The sequence below is a fragment of the Paraburkholderia sp. BCC1884 genome (assembly GCF_900996225.1).
GTDB lineage: Bacteria > Pseudomonadota > Gammaproteobacteria > Burkholderiales > Burkholderiaceae > Paraburkholderia.
This window is the reverse complement of sequence record NZ_CAAJGL010000101.1, coordinates 230,143-247,845: the sequence shown is the minus strand read 5'-3', so window position 1 is coordinate 247,845 and position 17,703 is coordinate 230,143. Positions and strand designations below refer to the sequence as shown.

The 17,703-nt window shown below is 63.6% G+C and carries 16 protein-coding genes; 8 read left to right on the top strand and 8 right to left on the bottom strand.

What is annotated here, in order from left to right:
* The first annotated feature begins 197 nt into the window (after positions 1-197).
* Complete coding sequence (locus FQ705_RS23505; RefSeq protein ID WP_144144785.1) at positions 198-509, top strand: hypothetical protein; 312 nt, start codon at positions 198-200, stop codon at positions 507-509.
* Between the two features lie 10 nt (positions 510-519).
* Positions 520-756 (top strand): hypothetical protein, encoded by a 237-nt coding sequence (locus FQ705_RS23500; protein ID WP_144144783.1) that lies wholly within the window; start codon positions 520-522, stop codon positions 754-756.
* Positions 757-842: 86 nt separating this feature from the next.
* Here the strand turns inward: FQ705_RS23500 and FQ705_RS23495 are convergent, their stop codons facing one another.
* Positions 843-1,238, bottom strand: a complete 396-nt coding sequence (locus FQ705_RS23495; RefSeq protein ID WP_144144781.1) for a hypothetical protein — start codon at positions 1,236-1,238, stop codon at positions 843-845.
* A 421-nt stretch (positions 1,239-1,659) separates the two neighbouring features.
* On the opposite strand from FQ705_RS23495, the gene FQ705_RS34620 reads away from it, so the two are divergent.
* Positions 1,660-2,274: a hypothetical protein gene (locus FQ705_RS34620; RefSeq protein ID WP_144144779.1), complete on the top strand. Its 615-nt coding sequence runs from the start codon at positions 1,660-1,662 to the stop codon at positions 2,272-2,274.
* 80 nt (positions 2,275-2,354) lie between these two features.
* A complete protein-coding gene (locus tag FQ705_RS23485; protein ID WP_144144777.1) occupies positions 2,355-3,506 on the top strand; it encodes a hypothetical protein in 1,152 nt (383 codons plus the stop codon).
* Between the two features lie 50 nt (positions 3,507-3,556).
* Here the strand turns inward: FQ705_RS23485 and FQ705_RS23480 are convergent, their stop codons facing one another.
* Entirely contained in the window at positions 3,557-4,654 is a 1,098-nt protein-coding gene (locus FQ705_RS23480; protein WP_144145778.1) for a glycosyltransferase family 4 protein, read from the bottom strand.
* Positions 4,654-5,907, bottom strand: a complete 1,254-nt coding sequence (locus FQ705_RS23475; RefSeq protein WP_144144775.1) for an oligosaccharide flippase family protein — start codon at positions 5,905-5,907, stop codon at positions 4,654-4,656. Before FQ705_RS23475 ends, FQ705_RS23480 begins: the two co-directional genes overlap by 1 nt.
* Before the next feature lie 326 nt (positions 5,908-6,233).
* On the opposite strand from FQ705_RS23475, the gene FQ705_RS23470 reads away from it, so the two are divergent.
* Positions 6,234-7,439, top strand: coding sequence for a glycosyltransferase (locus tag FQ705_RS23470; RefSeq protein ID WP_144144773.1), 1,206 nt, complete (start codon positions 6,234-6,236; stop codon positions 7,437-7,439).
* A 107-nt stretch (positions 7,440-7,546) separates the two neighbouring features.
* On the opposite strand, the gene FQ705_RS23465 is transcribed toward FQ705_RS23470, so the two are convergent.
* On the bottom strand, positions 7,547-8,731 hold the full coding sequence (locus FQ705_RS23465) for an acyltransferase family protein (protein WP_144144771.1): 1,185 nt from the start codon (positions 8,729-8,731) through the stop codon (positions 7,547-7,549).
* A 282-nt stretch (positions 8,732-9,013) separates the two neighbouring features.
* Between FQ705_RS23465 and FQ705_RS23460 the strand changes: the two genes are divergently transcribed.
* Together FQ705_RS23460 and FQ705_RS23455 are read left to right on the top strand one after the other, a co-directional pair.
* Positions 9,014-10,507: a hypothetical protein gene (locus FQ705_RS23460; RefSeq protein WP_144144769.1), complete on the top strand. Its 1,494-nt coding sequence runs from the start codon at positions 9,014-9,016 to the stop codon at positions 10,505-10,507.
* Positions 10,504-11,721, top strand: a complete 1,218-nt coding sequence (locus FQ705_RS23455; RefSeq protein ID WP_144144767.1) for a glycosyltransferase — start codon at positions 10,504-10,506, stop codon at positions 11,719-11,721. Before FQ705_RS23460 ends, FQ705_RS23455 begins: the two co-directional genes overlap by 4 nt.
* A 49-nt stretch (positions 11,722-11,770) precedes the next feature.
* On the opposite strand, the gene FQ705_RS23450 is transcribed toward FQ705_RS23455, so the two are convergent.
* Together FQ705_RS23450 and FQ705_RS23445 are read right to left on the bottom strand one after the other, a co-directional pair.
* Positions 11,771-13,510: an FAD-dependent oxidoreductase gene (locus FQ705_RS23450; RefSeq protein WP_144144765.1), complete on the bottom strand. Its 1,740-nt coding sequence runs from the start codon at positions 13,508-13,510 to the stop codon at positions 11,771-11,773.
* 232 nt (positions 13,511-13,742) lie between these two features.
* Positions 13,743-14,357 (bottom strand): DapH/DapD/GlmU-related protein, encoded by a 615-nt coding sequence (locus FQ705_RS23445; protein WP_144144763.1) that lies wholly within the window; start codon positions 14,355-14,357, stop codon positions 13,743-13,745.
* Positions 14,358-14,542: 185 nt separating this feature from the next.
* On the opposite strand from FQ705_RS23445, the gene FQ705_RS23440 reads away from it, so the two are divergent.
* Positions 14,543-15,025, top strand: coding sequence for a hypothetical protein (locus FQ705_RS23440; RefSeq protein ID WP_144144761.1), 483 nt, complete (start codon positions 14,543-14,545; stop codon positions 15,023-15,025).
* A gap of 31 nt (positions 15,026-15,056) precedes the next feature.
* On the opposite strand, the gene FQ705_RS23435 is transcribed toward FQ705_RS23440, so the two are convergent.
* A complete protein-coding gene (locus tag FQ705_RS23435; RefSeq protein WP_144144759.1) occupies positions 15,057-16,391 on the bottom strand; it encodes a glycosyltransferase WbuB in 1,335 nt (444 codons plus the stop codon).
* 63 nt (positions 16,392-16,454) lie between these two features.
* Complete coding sequence (locus FQ705_RS23430) at positions 16,455-17,597, bottom strand: glycosyltransferase family 4 protein (RefSeq protein WP_144144757.1); 1,143 nt, start codon at positions 17,595-17,597, stop codon at positions 16,455-16,457.
* Between the last annotated feature and the right edge of the window lie 106 nt (positions 17,598-17,703).

The following is a 17,703-nucleotide window of genomic DNA, read 5'->3' as shown; positions in this document are numbered from 1 at the left end:
AGGCCTGGTGCCAATCGCTTGAAAACCTTTCGCCGACATCCGTTTACCTATCGAGCGCCTTTCGCGCTCATCGAGCGTGGCCAATCGCCCGACCGTTCGTCACCGTCGATCTTGCGCGGCGCGGATGCGGCGCGCCCGCCGTTGGCCCGCTCCACGCTCTTCTCCGATCTCTCTCTTCAGACGCAGCGAGGTGCCGCATGGCTACAGAATGGGGTAACAACACGATAGGCGCGGGTCAACTCCAGGGATGGGCGTTCAGCCTGCCCACGGAACCGGGTCTGCTACCCGTCATTTCAGTGCGTCCGCTGACGCCGTCGTTCAACGGCGACGGCAGTTTTCACTGGTCGATCAGCCCGACATCCCTGAGCTTCCCGACCGAAGCGCAGCTCGGTGTCAGCACACTCTGGTCACAAATGAGCAACGATCAACGCACCATCACCTACTACCTGCTCGTCATGAATTTCTCGCGCGCTACGGTCTCGTACGCATTCGTCGAGTCCAATCTCTAAGGTACAGATCATGAAGCTCACTATCGTGCACGATGCCAAAGGCAAGATACTCGGCGTGATCCAGCCAGTCGATCTCCAACGCGCCGGCAGCAAATTCCAGCACGTGAATCTCAATCCGGGCCCCGATCAACAATTGACCGAAGTCGAACTCGACGCAGAGTTGGAGCGTCTTCCCGTCCTCGATCTCCACGAGCAGTACGAGATCGACATGGCCGCGTCGAAGTTGATGAAGAAGCCGGCAAGTTGAAGCGCCTGTCGCAAGGGCACGTGGGCATCGTCGGCGTGAGGACGTCCACCGCGCCACACGCAACACTTCGCGTGTGGCGCTTCTGCTCACTTCGGAGGGCGTGCCCGCAACGAATTTTTCGCGAGCCACTTGAGTCGCTCGCAGCTCGCCTTGACTCGCGCCGCATATTCTTCCGGATCGCTGCGGCGCAGTGAATCCAGACGCATGTCCTGTTTCTCGCCGCGACTCCATCCCGTTTGCCAGCTTCGGTCGAAATCGCTCGCGTCGTGCAACACATGCCTGAGCCGTTCCTTGTAACCACCGATACGCTCGGGCTTCACATCGCAATGCATCTGGGCAAAATGCGCACGCTCACCCGCGGTTTCCGCATTGGCGTCGGCGCTTTCCTCGCTCGCCGCCGCTGGTGGGGTAAGCGTGATCAATACCAGTGACGTAGCCGCTGCGAGGCACAGCAGGCTGAAACGACTCGGTTTATTTTTCATCTCGGCTCCAGGAGCGCAAGGCAACCTCATGCGTATTCTTCAGATTGTAGCTCGCGAGTTGCGCGATCCCTTGCCTTCTGCCGGTCGACAGCGAGGTTCAAGCGGGGCCGCCGTCACCCGGTTAGCGCTCGTTCACATGGCGCGGGCGAAGCACCCGGCATGCCCAGGGATAGCCCCTACACCCGGTACGCCCTGCTGCGCTTTCGTCGCTTTCCGTCCACATTTGGCTTGTTTGAACTGCAGGATGGCGTTTTCGCGCGCTATCAGAAAGCTTGTATCGACAGAGCGCGGTGTTACGCTGAAACTAGCAGCCTTCGCGGCCAGTGAGCCGCCGTTCAGCGGCACAATCAGTAGCCACCAGAACATACCGCGAAGCGCGATTGCCTACGAGAGGCGAAACATCGCTGCGGGAGCGACTGCGATGGGATTCAAAACATATACCGTACTGACGCTAGTAGTGTTTAGCAGTGCTGCCTTCGCATGGCAGCCGCTTATCTATCCAGTTCGCAGTCAGAGCCCCTATCAGCGCAGTATCGATAGTGCCACCTGCTATGCGGCGGCGAACCGGCAGACCAAGGTCAACATCGCGCACGAGTCACAGCTTCCTCCGCGCAAACCGGCCGCCACCAAAACGTCTTCGACAGGCGTGCCGTCGAAACCACCTTTACCTCCCAGCAGCTTCTCGGCCGCGCCGTTCGGCGCGAGCATGCCGTCGGCCGCGAGCGCGCCTGAAGCGGGCTCGGCCGCCGCCGTGGCAGCGGCCGCGTCGGCGCCGAAGGCAGGCAAAGGAGCGCAGGGCGCCACCGCGACGGCCGCAAGCGGCACGGGCGCGACAGCGGCCACGGCGGCGTCGGCGACCACCAGTGCAAGTGCAGGTACGGGCGCCTCGGACACCATGGTGGCGAGCGCCGACGACGCAAGCTCGGCCTCCAGCGTCAAGCTGCCGCCGCTGCCGGCACCCGAGCCACCGATGACACAGTATTGGGCCGCGTATGGCGCGTGCATGCAAGCGCGGGGTTACGTAGTCGCACAGTAACCCTGCTTGCAAGCCTCGTCGCCGTGCCTGTTTTCGATTGATTGTGGCGCCGGCATTCGACGCCCCTTTGCGACACGGCGATGCTTAGCGACATTACCTCCGATCAGCACGATCCTCCCCGATGCGGCCACTGCGGTGCGCTGCTCGCCGGCCATTTCGCGCGCTGTCCCGCGTGCGACACGCGTCCAGCCGAAGCACGCGGTGCGCATGCCCGGCCCGCTTCCACTCTGAAGGTTCCGCTCGGCGACCCCGACGATCTGCCGGCGGCCCGGCTGCCGGTACGCAAGATCTGGACGCCGTCCTCGCGCGCACTGACCAATCGCTACGAACTCCTTGAAGAGCCCGTCGTCGCTCTTACCGCTTATCAGAAACTGCGCCAGCCGCTCGTATTGAGCGCGTCGGTGCTGGTGGTGACGTCGGCGGTGTATCTGGGCTTCATCCATAGCAACGACTCGGACGTGGGGACGCCTATCGCGGTGTCGGGCAAGGTGCAGGCGCAGAACGGCAAGCCATCGATCATGCTTGCGCAGAAGCCTCCGGCATCGGTCGCTCTCGCCGCGCGTCCCGCTACGGTGGCTCAGCGGCCCGCACCGGCCGCGACGCCGCGGGCTGCTGCCACGGTGGCGCAACGTCCAGCACCGACGGTCGCGCAGAAAATTGCACCGACGCTCGCCCAACGGCCCGCGCCGAGCGCGGTGCAGCGGCCTGCCACGGTCGCGGCACAACGGTCCTCGCCGGTGCGTTCGTCTTCCGTACCGGCGCCGTCCGCGCCCGCCGCCGTTACGCGCCGGGTCGCCATGGTGACGCCCGAAACGAAGCGCGGCTCAGGCAACGCGCCGGACAAACCGCGCGCTGACGTGTCCAGGCACATCAAGGCCGCGCGGGCCGATCTTCAGGAGAACAACCTGTCGGCGACGAAGGCGCGTCTCGCCGCCGCAATTGCCGTACAACCGGACAACCGCGACGCGCTGACGCTGCGCACCGCCCTGGGTGCCCGCGAACAGCAGCGCGACGCACTGCTGAGCCTCGCGCGAGGCTGCGGGTATATCGCACGCTGGAATTGTGTGTGGCACAACGCGGGCAACGCGCTGATGATCGACTCGAGCAGCAAGGAAGCACAGCGTCTCGTCTCGCAGGCCATGCACGAGTCGGAAATGCAGGTGGCACAACCCGTCGAACCCGCGCCGGAACCGGTCGCCGCCGACCCGCGTGACCTGACGGCCCACCATTGATTTCTGGAATTTTTTCGACGCGGCGTGCGCCATCCACGCAACTGCCACGTTCACGAACGGCCAGTCTCGACCCGTGCGAGCGGTCCGACGCGGCCCGACACCTGATGCGCGATAGCCCGATAACGCGCGGCGGTATCCCCGAGCGTCAAGCCGGCCAGCGAGCGTTTCGCGCGCGCCTGCCCTAACGCCACGACGACGGCGTCGACGTAACTCTGCAGGTTGTCCGTGTCGACCAGTTGAACGCCCGGAAATCCATTTGCAAAAGCAAAGGCGGGAATCCGGCTCGCCACGATTGGCACCCCCGAAGCGAGTGCCTCGAGAAAAGCCACGCTGTGCGCTTCCGAGCGCGACGGCATGACGAACACATTCGACTCCGACAACACCTTGGCCACGTCACTGCGCGGCCCGGCCACCACGACGCGTTCCGCAATGCCCAACTGCTGCACCAGCGCCTTCACTGCGCTTTGATAGTCGGGGTCTTCGATCACGCCGTAGAGCACGAGATGCGCATCCTTGACCTGCTTGAGCACTTCGCTGAAAGCCTGCACCGTCGATAGTTGATTTTTCACCGCCGCATAACGGCCGATCTGCACGACCTGCGGCGCATGATCATTCTGCGCGACGCCATCGGTAAAGGCGAAGCGCGAGAGGTCCACGCCGTTGGGCACAACGGTCATCGACGGATGCGGCCCGATGGCTTGCACGTAATCGGTCAGGCCCTGCTGCGAGACGCCGATCACCATGCGCGCGCGTCCCGACAGCAGATGCTCGACGCGCCTGAAGAGCGGCCGTTCGAAGTCGTTGGTCGCCGAGTGCATCACATAGACGACCGGCACACGCAGCGGCAATGCACGCGCGTAAAACGACGGAATGGTGGCGTGCGCGAAAATCACGTCGGGACGAAACTGCCGCACGGCGCCAAACAGATTCCACAGCTTGCGAGCCGGACGATGGCGGCGAGCCGGAAACCAGCACTCCACACCCTGCGTCTCCAATTCCTGCTGCAACGGCTGAAAGTCGGCGTGCGCCGGCAACAACGACGCCACGCACACCGCCATGCCCTCGGCGCACTGATCGATCGCGAGATCCCGCGCGAGGACTTCGGCGCCTGAAAGCCGGGGCGCGAGAACGAGGTGAAAGACCCGCATCATGTCGTCCTTGGCCTGAGCGTTCTGAAGAGCATCCATGCAGCGGCGCAGCCGAGGCCGACTGTCATCGACCAGGCGATGCCCGTCACGCCCCAATAATGCACCGCGAACGGCACGCTCGCGAGCAGCACCACGACCTGAATCGCGGACGCATGCACGGTCGCCTTCGCATCGCCGATGGCGCGCAGATAAGCGACCAGCACCGCGATCAGCGCGCCGATCGCCATGTTGATCACGAGAATGCGGAAGAGCGGTACCGCAGGCAGCCAGGCCGCACCGAGGATCAGCGAGAACAGCGGCTCGGCGATCAGCCTGAGCACTTCGACGAACGCCGCGAGGCCGACTGCGATCACCAGCAGATAGATCTTGATGATCCGCGAGGCCGAATGGGGATTGCGTCGATGATGCGCCGCGAAGGTAGGGAAGAGGTACTGCGACATCGCGATGGCGGCATCGGCGAGCAGCATCTGCGCGAGCCGCGACGACATCTGATAGCTGCCCAGTTGCGCCGGCCCGAGCAATTTGCCGACCACGACCTTGTCGAACTGGTTGAGTAGCAGATTGATCACGCTACTCGCCCAGATCCAGCGACTGAACCCGACATAGTGGCCAATGCCGGACCACACGGCGCGAATCGGCGGACGCGGCTTCATGGTCGCCCACGTCAGCGTGCTCTTCAGGCTCTCGCCGGCAACGAGGCCGATCAGCACCGAGGCCGCGCCGGCACCGAACCAGGCTAGCGCGAGTCCGACGGAACAATCCACGAACGACGCCGCCACTTCCACGCCGGCAATATGCTGAAAGCGCCGCTCGCGTTGCACGACGTAATAAGTGGGCGACGCCAGCCCGCGCAGCAACGGCAGCAGCGCGGCGAGCTGGATCAGCACGAGTGAACCGTTCAGATGGAACTGGCTGCTCAGCAAGGGCGCGAGCGCGACCAGCAGCAGTGAGATGAGCACGCCGCGCACGGTGAGCGTGGTCCACACCGCGCCGAGCTGCGGACGTGTCGGCGGATGCTCGCCTTGAATGACCGCCTGCGCGAGGCCCGTGTCGGACAATGCCTCGGCGATGGCCACCGCGAGCAGCGCCACGCTGACGCTACCGATAGCCGCCGGCCCGAGCATGCGCCCGATGGCAAGAAATTTGATAGCCACGAGGCCACGCACGGCGAACTGCTGAAGCAGCACCCACGTCGCAGCACTCGCGCCAAAGCTGCCCGCTATCGAGAGCGCCGGAAGCCTGATCGCCCGCAAGCTGAATCTCCGTCGAATCGCAACGCCGTTGTTGCAGGGCTCATGGCGATATAACGCTTCGCTGTGAACGCCGCCGGCGCATAATTAGTTAGGTCGCACCAGCCAGGCTGGCGATGTTTTTCAACGAACTCTATGCACGACCTTACCGCGAGAGAATCGGCGACAACCGCCATCAGCTAGGCCAGTTCAGCCGAAGCCGACGCGCCCTGGTACGTTTACCCACAAAACGGGTCAAATAGGCGATTCCATAGTTATCGGCGATGCTAACGTGGTTCAGCTGACGCCGCGGCACAACCGGCGACCGGGCACTTTTTTTCCCAACGCACATGGCTACCGACGCGATGGAACAAGACTACGTCCTGATTGTGGAACCCAATCTCACCGGCCATCGCTGGCGGTATGTCGAGTGGACCATGCAAGCCTGCGCGGAGGCCGGCTATCCCTGCATTCTCGTGACCGAATGCGCGAACGAGGACCACCGGCTGGCCCGTCAGATCACGGCCGCCAATCGTCCCGAGCAGCAGATTGCATTTGTCGACCCCGAGGAGAAACCGCGCGGCCTATTTGGCGACCCCAACGAATACTGGCGCTTTCACCGATATTTCAAGCGCGTGTATTCGATCCTCAGCCGCATGCAGTCGATCCGCCTCGTGGTCGTGCCCTACGTCGACTACTTCTTTTATTCGCTGCCGTTTCTCGGCTCGCCGTTCGGCAAGACGCCGTGGATCGGCATCACGATGCGCGCCACCTTTCATCATCACAAGGTCGGCATCAAGGCGCCCGATCGTCCGCTCGTCAACGCGATCAAGGCGCAGCTCTTCAAGCGCGCGATCCGCACCACCGGACTGCGCACCCTGCTGACGATCGATCCCACCTTGCCGGAATGGTCCGCGCGCAGTGCGTCGAAGGGCAGTGCGAAGATCGCCTATGTGGCCGATCCGTTTCCGGACGAGCACGCGGAAAATCCCGTGCTGGCGCGCGCGCGGCTCGGGCTCGATCCGGCGCAGCAATATCTGCTCGTGTACGGCGCGATCACCGAACGCAAGGGCATTTACGAACTGGTGCATGCGCTGACGCGTCTGGAACATGCGCCGACGCTGATCGTCGCCGGCGAGCAGGACGCCGGCACGCGCCACTTCATGCGCAATCACGTGCGCAGTCTGACACCGGCGCCGCTCGTGCTCGACGCGTTCATTTCGAACGACATCGAGCGCGATCTGTTCTCGGCCTGCGACGCAGTCTGGCTCGGTTACAAGGGTCACTACGGCATGAGCGGTGTGCTGGTGCAGGCATACCGCTTCGGCAAGCCTGTGATTGCGACTGAAGACGGATTGATCGGCTGGTTCAGCCGGCGTTGCGAACTGGGGCCGATTCTGAGCGACCTGAGCTCTGCTTCGATCGGTCGTGCGATTACCGAAACCATGACCTCGTGGCCGCATCCGCAGGAAGCGGTGCCCTCGGCGCGCGAAGATCTGCTGTCGCGTCACACGCTCGGCCAGTTCAAGCAAACCTTGCTGCAGCAGATGGCCTGACTTCCAGGCAGTTTCCCGACACGACGAAAAAGGCGTTCATCCGTAGAACAGGATGAACGCCTTTTTTCGTGTTCGCGCTCGCGACGGCCGCGCGCCCAACCGTAGATTCAGGTCGGCAACTGGCCACCGTTTGCAACGGGCACTTCCTTCCCGACAGGCAAATCGGCGGGACCGTCTCCACGCACCGAACTGCTGTGCTTTTCCGGGAACAGCCTGTTGCGCATCAGCAGGAACGGATACTCGATGGCACGCGTGGTCGCGTAGCCAATGATGATTGCAATCGCGAACTGCGCGGCGAGCGCGACGACCCAGATCACGCTCGGCGCCAGACCGAGGGCGGTGGCCTTGCGGATGATGATGTCGCCCGGTGCGAGCGCGAGCGAATGCCACAGGTAAATACCGTACGAATAGAGCCCGATCCACGCGACACCGCGATACACCAGCGACGAGCGCAGCGAGCCGGAATACTCCAGCACCAGCACGATCAGCGCGGCGAAGCCGATTGCCTGAATCGTGTAGCCGATGCTTTCGTCGAGCGCGAGGTTTTTCGTGGCAAAAGCCAACCACGCGCACAGCAGCACGACGCTCACGATCAACAACCATTTGCGCCTGGCGAGTTCGCGATAAGCGCCCGGCTTCATCCAGTAGATCGCGGACAGAATCACGCCGACCAGCAAACTGTCGATGCGGTATTGCGTGTACGCAAAGGCGCCATCCAGGTTGCCGCCCGCCACCGCGAAACAGCGCGCGGTGAGCACCACCGCGCAAATGCCGGTCAGAATACTGACGATCGTCCACGCGCCGAGACGCCAACGCGCGAATAGCAATAAAAGCGCCGGCAGCACGAGGTAAAAGTGTTCTTCAACCGCGAGGCTCCACGTCTGGGTGATCGAGGTCCCCAGATAGTTCTGCAAGTGGGTCAGGTTCTGAACCAGAAAGCTATTCAACGGATGACGCCCGGCCAGCACGTGAAACACGATCAGTACGTAATACGCGGGCCAGATACGAAAAATCCGTCGGATGATGAAGCGCCGCGCGTCGACACGGCCCGTTTCGGCGTACTGTCTGAGCAACAGGCCGCCCACCAGAAAACCGCTGAGCGTAAAGAACAGATTGACACCTTCCCGGCCGAAATTTTTCAGCGGGTATTCGATGATCTGTATGAGGTAATTACCGGTGTGAACAGCATGAAAGTGAAAGCCCATGACCGCGATGATCGCGATGCCGCGAACGAAATCGAGCTCGATCGCCCGGCCGGTCTTCGCGGGTCCCGCCCCGCCGAATAATTTCATGTTGTTCTCCCCTGTCGTCTTCGCGGGCGCGTGGCCCTTTTTGCATCTTGGTTGGCGCTACGCACGCGTGCGCGCCAACTTCAAGGCATTGGCCGACAAAGTAGGTAAGTGTGCGCGCGTCTTGCCGGGCGTGCTTATGCCGAGCTCGCCAGAACCCTGTCAATCGGCGACGAATGCGGCCCAGCCAACTAACAAGTTGGGAGATTCCCGCACAATGACCCGATGCGAGACCGTCCGCACCAGACCGACGGCGAATCGACGGCGACGGGGAGGAATTCAGCAATGCGCCACCAGTATGCAACGCCCTGGATCTGGATCTTTCTGTTACCGCTAGCGGTGGACTACAAGGCGACCGACGCCAATACCGGTCACTTTGCACAATCCTTGCTGGTGCTCCCGGCGATCGCCGCGGGCCTTGCTTTGCTGCTGATCGCGCCGCGTTTTCACGAGCGCTCGCGGCTGCGGACGCTCGTCACCGCCAGCCTGGTGCTGTGCGTGCTCGGCAGCGTGGTTCCCCAACTGATCCAGGACAACGACACCGGCAACTATCTGCGGACCCTGTTGCCCTTCGGGCTTTTCCTGCTGGGTTACCTCGTGGCCTGCCGCCCGTGGAGCGAGTTTCGGATCTCGCAGTTCGAGCGGGCTCTATACATCGCCAATCTGATCAGCATGCTGTTTACGTTCGCCTACGGCATGGCAACCGGCGGCGACCTCGAAGACGTGCGCTACCGGATCATCTCCGTCACGTTGCTCGGTTTGCAGGGTGTGCTGCTGCACGAATTCGTCGTGGCCAAGCGCTTTTCGCTGATGACCGTGGGCGTGTTCGCCATCACCATCGTCGTCGAATTGTTGAGCGTGACGCGCAGCCTGCTGGTTGGCACGGTGCTGCTGTTCATCATCGCCGTCGCGCTGAGCGCGCCGTCCATCCAGCATATCTGGCGCGCTTTCTCGCGCAGCATCATCGTCGGCGCGGTGCTGGCGGGCGTGGCCGGCATCGCGGCCGTGAGTTTCCCGACGGTGGCCGAGCATTGGGCGCAACGCATTTCCGCGTCGCAGGAAACTGCTTCCGGCAGAGACCCGACCACCATCACGCGTCTCGCGGAAATCCGCGACCAGTATGACCAGGTGACTGCCGAACCGGAAACGCTGCTATTCGGCGAAGGTTACGGCCATTACTACCGCTACTCGCCGATCTATCTGCAGGATCTAGCCGGCCAGATGAGCGAGAAGGATTTCTACGCGATGGTCGAGTGGCCTGCCGGTCACAACTTCTGGGTCTACCAACTGTTCGCAGGTGGCCTGGTGTTCGGCATCGCCATGCCGTTGGCCACGCTCGCCGCGCTCGGCGTCTGCTTCCTTTCGTACCGCTATTGGCGCTCGGTCGTGCCCGACGCCCCCATGCTGCCCGTGCTGGGACGCGCCATCATGCTGTTCGCCGCGTTACCGGCGACGTCGATCGGCGGCAATCCGCTCGGGCCGCGTTTTTCCGGGCTCGTATTCGGCGTTGCGCTCGGCCTGATGATCGCGACGTACTCCCGCTTGCAACGCGCCTTGCCGGCCCGCGCGCGACGTGCGCCGAGGCCGCCGGTCCGTCCGTCCGCCATGCCCGATTTGCCCGGCCGCATCCAGCCCGGCATGGGACGCGCCGACCTGGCTTCCGCGCTCGGCGTGTCTCATACCGCTTCCCATCACGCTTCCGACTCCAGCCAGTTCGGCGCCCTCGTGCCGCGCAAACCGCCCACGCAACGCCCCAACCGAGCCAATATCGTCCGATGAAAATTCTCCACCTGCTTGCAAGCGTCGACCCACGCGCCGGCGGTCCTGTTGAAGGCGTACGCCGCAGCGGCGTGGCCATGCAGGAAGCCGGCCACGAAATCGAAGTCGCCACCTGCGACGCCCCAGGCGACGCCCATCTGGCAGCCTTCCCGTTTCCGGTTCATGCGTTTGGCCCGACCAGCAGCCGTTACAGCTACAGCAAGCGACTCGCGCCCTGGCTCGCCGCCAATGCGAAACAGTACGACGCGGTCATCGTGCACGGCTTGTGGCAATACCATGGCTTCGCCGCATGGAAGGCCTTGCGCAAAAGCGAGGTGCCGTATTACGTCTACGCGCACGGCATGCTCGATCCGTGGTTCAAGGAAGCCTATCCGCTCAAGCATCTGAAGAAGTGGTTGTACTGGCCGTGGGCGGAATACCGCGTGCTGCGCGACGCGCGCGCCGTGATCTTCACGACCGAGGAGGAACGCACGCGCGCCGCACAATCTTTCTGGCTATACCGGGTGCGTGAACGCATCGTGCCGTTCGGCACGACCGTGCCGAAGGTCGATGCCGAGTCGGTGCGCGAGACCTTTCTGCGCGCCATCCCGAGCTTGCGCGGCAAACGCATCGTGCTGTTTCTCGGCCGCGTGCATGCCAAAAAAGGCTGCGATCTGCTGATCGACGCCTTCGCACGCGTGGCGGGCCGCGATCAGTCGCTGCACCTGGTAATCGCCGGCCCCGATGAAACCGGCTGGATGACGAGTCTGCGCGCGCAGGCTCAGGCAGCCGGCATCGAAGACCGTATGAGCCTGCCGGGCATGCTGCAGGGCGACCTCAAGTGGGGCGCATTCCACGCGAGCGATGTGTTCGTTCTGCCCTCGCATCAGGAGAATTTCGGCGTGGCGGTGGCCGAGGCGTTGGGGTGTGGACTGCCCGCGCTGATTTCCGACAAGGTCAACGTGTGGCGCGAAATCCAGGCGGACGGCGCGGGCATCGTGGCATCGGATACGGTCGAAGGCACGGAAAAAAGTCTGCTGCACTGGCTCGACCTCGACGACTACGCTCGCCCGGCCATGCGTATGCAGGCTACCCGCACGTTCAACTCGCGCTTCCGGATCGAGACCATGGTGGCGGCGTTGACCGCGCTGCTGGAATCGAAGGGCGCCGCCGACGGCACACGCGAACGCAACCCGCTCAGCCCGTTGCGCGAGCCGGCTCGGGAAGGTCGCTAACCTCGCACGTGCGACGATGCGCGATCCAACGCGCACCGTCGCTCCGCGCTCACTGCTCTTTCATCAGGGTCGTCAACGCGGATGCCGCGATCGGCAAGGTCTCGACCTGCGGTTGTACCTGAATCGACATGCTCGAGCTGTTCGCGGCTTCGAGCCGCAAGTTGCCGACGATGTCCGGCAAATCCAGTTGCCGCACCAGATGCCCCGCCAGTCGCAGCGACAGCGCCGCAATCGTGATGGTCGGAAAATTGGCGCCGACGGTTGGGAACACCGAGCTGCCGCCGATGTACAGATTGCTCATGCCATGCACCTTGCAATCGCGATCGACCACACCCTCGCGTGGCGAATCGTGCATGCGCGTCGTGCCCATGTGGTGCCAGGTGCCTTCCAGTTTCGTCGGCCAGCTGCGGCCTTCGAGCGGCGCGTCGAGTTCGACGTCGGCCACGCCGGCCAGCTGCAATTCCTGCGCGAGCAGTGCGAAGGTTTTGTCGAAGGTGCGTTGCACCTGGTCGCCCAGACGCCATTCCACCTTGACACGCGGCATGCCGAAGCGATCGCGCTTCTCCGCCGACAACGTGACGCGGCTATCGGGATCGGGCACCGCTTCGACGATCGCCTGCAGCGTGACGCCGGTGATCAGCGCCGGCCATTGCAACAGCCGGGTCAAACCGAAACCGACGGTATCCAGCGGATGCGCGGCCATGGTCGCGATATCCGCCCTGACGTTACGGCCCGGCTGATCCTTCTGCATCAACGCTTCCTTGAAGCGGATCAGCGCTTCCGAGCCCGCGCTGCCCTCGCCGTACCAGCGCGAGTAGAGCCACACGCGCGAGTTCAATAACCTCTCGCGTGCCATCCATTCCGGGTTCGGAGCGAACTGCGACGAAATCTTCGTGCCGTGCGCGGAGACCGCGGCATTCTGATAGTGATACTTGATGTCGTACAGCTTGTTGCGCGGCGTGCCCGGACGGAAACGCACCTTGCCCGACATCATCCGCGGGTGATCCATGAAATAGCGGCCCACCAGATCGTTGGCATTACCGAGGCCAGCGGCCTGCACGTTGTTCGAGGCAAGCAGCAGGCGTGCGTTTTCGATGCCGCCCGTCGCCAGCACGAAAATCTTCGCGTTGACCGACATCTTGCGCTCAGTGATCGTTCCGACTCGCACTCGCGAAATACTCGTACCCTGCGCGTCGGCGTCGATGTTCAGCACGTTGGCGTAGAGGAACACGCGCACCCGCGCGGAGCGCGACAGCTCTTCGCGATACACCTTGCCGAAACGCAGCGGCGGGCTGAACTGAGCGACCGTGTCGCGCATATGGCCCGTGCCGAGCGGCAGACGACGCACATCCGGACGCCCGATTTCGCGCTCCCAATACGCCGGGTCGAAATTCTGCGGACCCAGCTTCAGCAGTTCGTGAGTGCGCGCATAGTAAGGCGCCAGTTCGTCGAGACCGAACGGCCAGCCGCTGTGCGCGATCCAGTCGCGCTTGTCGAAATCCCACGGATCGAGCGGCCGGCACCAGCCACCCCAGCAGTTGCTGCTGCCGCCGAAATAGCGGCTGCGCGAACCGTCCGCGAAGGTATAGGGAAGTCCGGCGTTTTCGCCGCGATAGAGATCGCGGGTCTCGTCGTCGGGACCAAAGCCGCCGCTTTCCAGCACGCAGGTGTCGACACCCGCGCGCGACATCTCCAGCGCAAGGGTGATGCCGGCGACCCCCGCGCCGATAATGCAGACCGTCGTTTCAATGACCGAATTCTGTTCAACAGTTCGCGTATCGATGAACATCCCCTACTCCCCATCTTCTTCATGCAGTTCTGGGTGCGCGACCACCGTCGCTTGCCGGCCGGGCCGGCAACGCGACTGCGCACACGTCGAGCACCGGAGACGACGGCGGTGTCGCCGCGGGCGTCGATCAGACGGCATCGACCAGTCCCGGGCAACGACCCCCGCCCTCCGGCAAACACGACCTTGGCCTCCTCAGCGTATGAATGCTGTGGTTCTATGTCTGTGGTTCAGGTCACGGAACGAAGCGTTTCCGTATAAAACGACAAGGGTTTCCTCCATACACGCCTTCCGCTTCGAGCGAGCGGTGGACGACCGACAACGGCGTCACGACGGCGGAACGACCGATCGTCACGCCCATTTGCACGATGCACTTCGAAGTGATCCACACGCCGTCCTCGATGACGATCGGCGCTACGCGCAAATCCATCGTGGTGCTCATGTCGTGAGAGCCGGCGGTGAGAAACGTGCCTTGCGAGATGCAGACATTCGAGCCGATGCGGATCGGCGCCTGGTTGTAGATCCAGACATCGACCCCGAACCAGCACTTGTCGCCCACTTCCAGATTCCACGGCGCCTTTACACGCAGCGGATGCACGAAACGGCAGCCGTCGCCGATCTTCGCGCCGAACAGGCGCAGAAGCGCGACACGCACGAATGAGAGCGGCAGCAGTTTGTTGTTGATCACGCACGCTTCGAGCACGAACCAGATCAGTTCGATCAGGGCGCCGCGCTTCGCGCGATAGTTGCCCTTTCCCGCCAGGCTCAGATCGATCACGCGGCCGTCCTCGTGAATGGCGTCGCCTGGCGGCATGGACCCGATGTGCGGATCGTCGGCAACGTTGCCCATCAGCTTTCTCCAAACCACAATGCGTGGTAAACATGCACAGGTATGCGAAACAACTTTCTTACATTATGTTGCGGACCGCTGCAGAGCTTGGCCAGGTGGCCGTGCGGGCAAGCGTTTTGGCGGCTACGCGCGGATTGGTTGGCGCACGATAGCTGCATCGCGACTGCATCTTCCTGGGGAATACGATGAATATCTCGCTTCGTCACACTGCACGCTGGCTGTCTCTCGCGATCGCCGCCTGCGCTACGCCGGCGTTCGCACAGAACGCGGCACCCGCTGCGCCCGCACAAGGCAACGCGCCCACCACCGTGGCAGCCACCGGTTACGGCACCGATGCCCAGGCGCCCGCGAACCGGCGTGCCACGCAGCGCAACGGCGAACAGTCCCTGCTCGGCGCGCCGGACGCATACGGCGACGACACGCCACTGGGCAATACCGACGACGCCCAGCGCAACGCCCTCATGAGCGAGCAGCGCATGACCGTGCTCGGTGGCGCACAACCGGCGGCCGGCAAACGCAAGGCGGCGGCCGGCAACGGGCCGGTGCGCGTCGCGGGCCAGGGCGGACAGCCGACCACGCCGGACGGCATGGCCGGCGGCGCAGCGAAAACCACCTACGCCGACCCGTACACCTCCGGCAAGCAAGCGGTCTACCGTTCCCCGTGGTGATATCGCGTTCATGAGTTCGCCGCGCGCCGGATCAATCCGGCGCGCCCTCCTCTGCGGTTGCCGGTTTTCGACGCCGCCGTGCGTGGGCCGTGGGAGGCCTCGGCTCGTAGAACTGCCCCGGTTTCTTCGCAAGCCCCTCTTTCGCCTGACGAAATTCGCTGGCGAGCCGATCCTCGAAAGTCTGAATCGTCGAAGCCGGTGACAACGCCCGCTCCGCGTAATTGCGCGCCGCCTTGCCGAGCGCGAGCCGCCGTTCGGCGTCGCTGGCCAGCACCGTAATCGCCGCAACCAACGCCTTGACGTTATCCGGCTGCACGACGACCCCGCGCGGCGCCACCGCTTCATGTAGCGCGGTGCCGCGGCGCGCCATCGCCACGATCGCGCGCCCGCTCGCCAGCATGCCGGTGAGTTTGGACGGCATCACCAGATCGGCTGCGTCGGCGCGTTGAGGCAGCACGTGGATGTCGGCGAGATTGAGCAGTTCGTTCAGGCGCTCGGTAGGCTGCAGCGGCATGAAAATACAGTTCATCAGTCCCGCGCAGCGCTCCAGCAAATTTTCTCGGGCGGCGCCGCTGCCGCAAAACACGAAGGTGATATCCGAGCGCGTGGCGAGTCGCGCCGCCGCTTCGGCGAGCGTTTCGATGCCCTGTTTCGCACCCATGTTGCCTGAGTACAGCACCACCTTCTGCGTGGCGGGAATGCCCAACAGTTGGCGATATTCGCTCGCGCGCGGCAATGGAAAGATCGTCGACACGTCGACCCAGTTCGGCAGACACACGACCTTCGAGGACGCCACGCCTTTGCTCGTCGCCCGCGCACTCATTTGTCGCGTGATCGACGACACCGTATCGAAGCGCCGCAGCAATGTGCTTTCGAACCAACGCGCCACGCGCGCGGCGCGCGAGCTTTTCAGCAGGCCCAGATCGAAGGCCGCGTCGACCTCGTAATCCTGAATGTGCAGCCACGCACTCGCGCGCGCGAGACGCGCGAGCCCAAGCGTGGCCGGCGCGCACATCAAGGTGGGCGCAATCAGCATCACGACCTCGGGGCGCCAGAAGAATTGCCACGCGAGCACGGGCAACGAACTCGCCGCGAAGCTCGACAGATGCAGCATGCGTTTGATCCCGTTCGGACGCGACGGCACCCACAGCGGTGCGCGGTACAGCTTCACGCCGTCGCGTGTTTCGCGCTGGTAGCGCCACGCGCTATGGCCTGCTGCCACACGCCACTCCGGGTAATAAGGCGGCGCGCAGACCACACGGACCTCGTGCCCGCGGCTTGCCAGCAGGACGGCCATCTCCGCGGTGTACTTGCCTGTCCCCGTCAGTTCCGGCGCGTAGTTGAGGCCGTAGATCAGGATCTTCATCGTGGCTGCCAGAACATGTTAGGGCTTTGCATGCGCGATCCACCTCGGTCGCGCCGGCTTCGTTCAGTCGCTTAGCATCAGTGCGCAGCCGCGGGCAATATTCGCGGCGGCGGACGGCGGATCGAAGCGGCGAATCACATCCATGCAGCGACGCGCCGTGCCGGCGGCGTCGGCGAATGCCTCCATGGCCTTGAGCATGGTGCGCTGCAAGCCGGCCACATCGCCCGCCGTAAACGCATAGCCGCTGACGCCGTCGATTACAAGTTCGGGCACACAGCCGCAACTTTCGCTGACCACCGCGGGGCAGCCGTGCGCGAGCGCCTCGTTGACGACGAGCCCCCACGGTTCGCTATAGCTCGGCAACACCATGCAGGTCGCGCGGTAATACTCGCGCGTGAGCGGCTCGTCCTGCAGACTGCCGGCGAACGTCACCGCGTCGCCCACACCGAGATCGGCCACCTTCGCAAGCAGCGCGTCGGCCATCGGCCCTGTGCCGACGATGCGCAGTTGCGCGGCCGGAATGCGCCGACGCAAACCGGCGAATGCTTCGATCAGCGTGCCAATGCCCTTTTCCTCCGAGAGTCGCCCGACATACAGGAACACCGGCGGATTGCCCGCACGCGCGGCGGTCCGCTCGAGCAGGGCACGCTCGGGCGAGAACGAGCCCGGCATGGCAGCGGCCTGACACGGCACGAAAATCTTGTCGCGCTTCGCGCCGAGCGACAGCAGATACTCGCGGCTGCGCTCGCCGAAGCCGAAGTAGCCGTCGCACAGCGAAAAGAACACACGTTTCGGGATCGAGGTGAGCAGTTTCTTGGGCCGGTCGCGCGCCGTCGAATCGCAAAACACCGCGCGCCGTTTGCCGGTCACGATGCACGCCGCCAGCATCGCCCAATACTCCGGACGGTGGTAACCCGGCAGCACGATCAGATCCGATTTGGTTCGCAGCACTTCCCAGGTGAGCCGCGCGATCAGCTTCATCGTGGGCACGTCTTCATAGCAGCCGTCGAACAGCTTCTGCATCGGATACCGATGGTACGAATAGTCGACGTCAGAAAAGCCGATGCGGTCGTGTTCGGTGTCGGCGATCTGCACCATCGAGTAGCGTATCGCGCCCGACGATGAAATGTTATGCAACGCGGAAAACACAACACCTTTGTGGCGCGACCATACGACGTTGTGGAAGATAGTGACTGACGCGGTCATTTTTATACTGCTCCCTCAAAGAATCGTCCCTGCGTGTGCCGCGCTTACCGCGCCAGCACCGCATCCCTGGCGTCTTTCAGTCCAACACCGAACCCTTGCTGCCTGA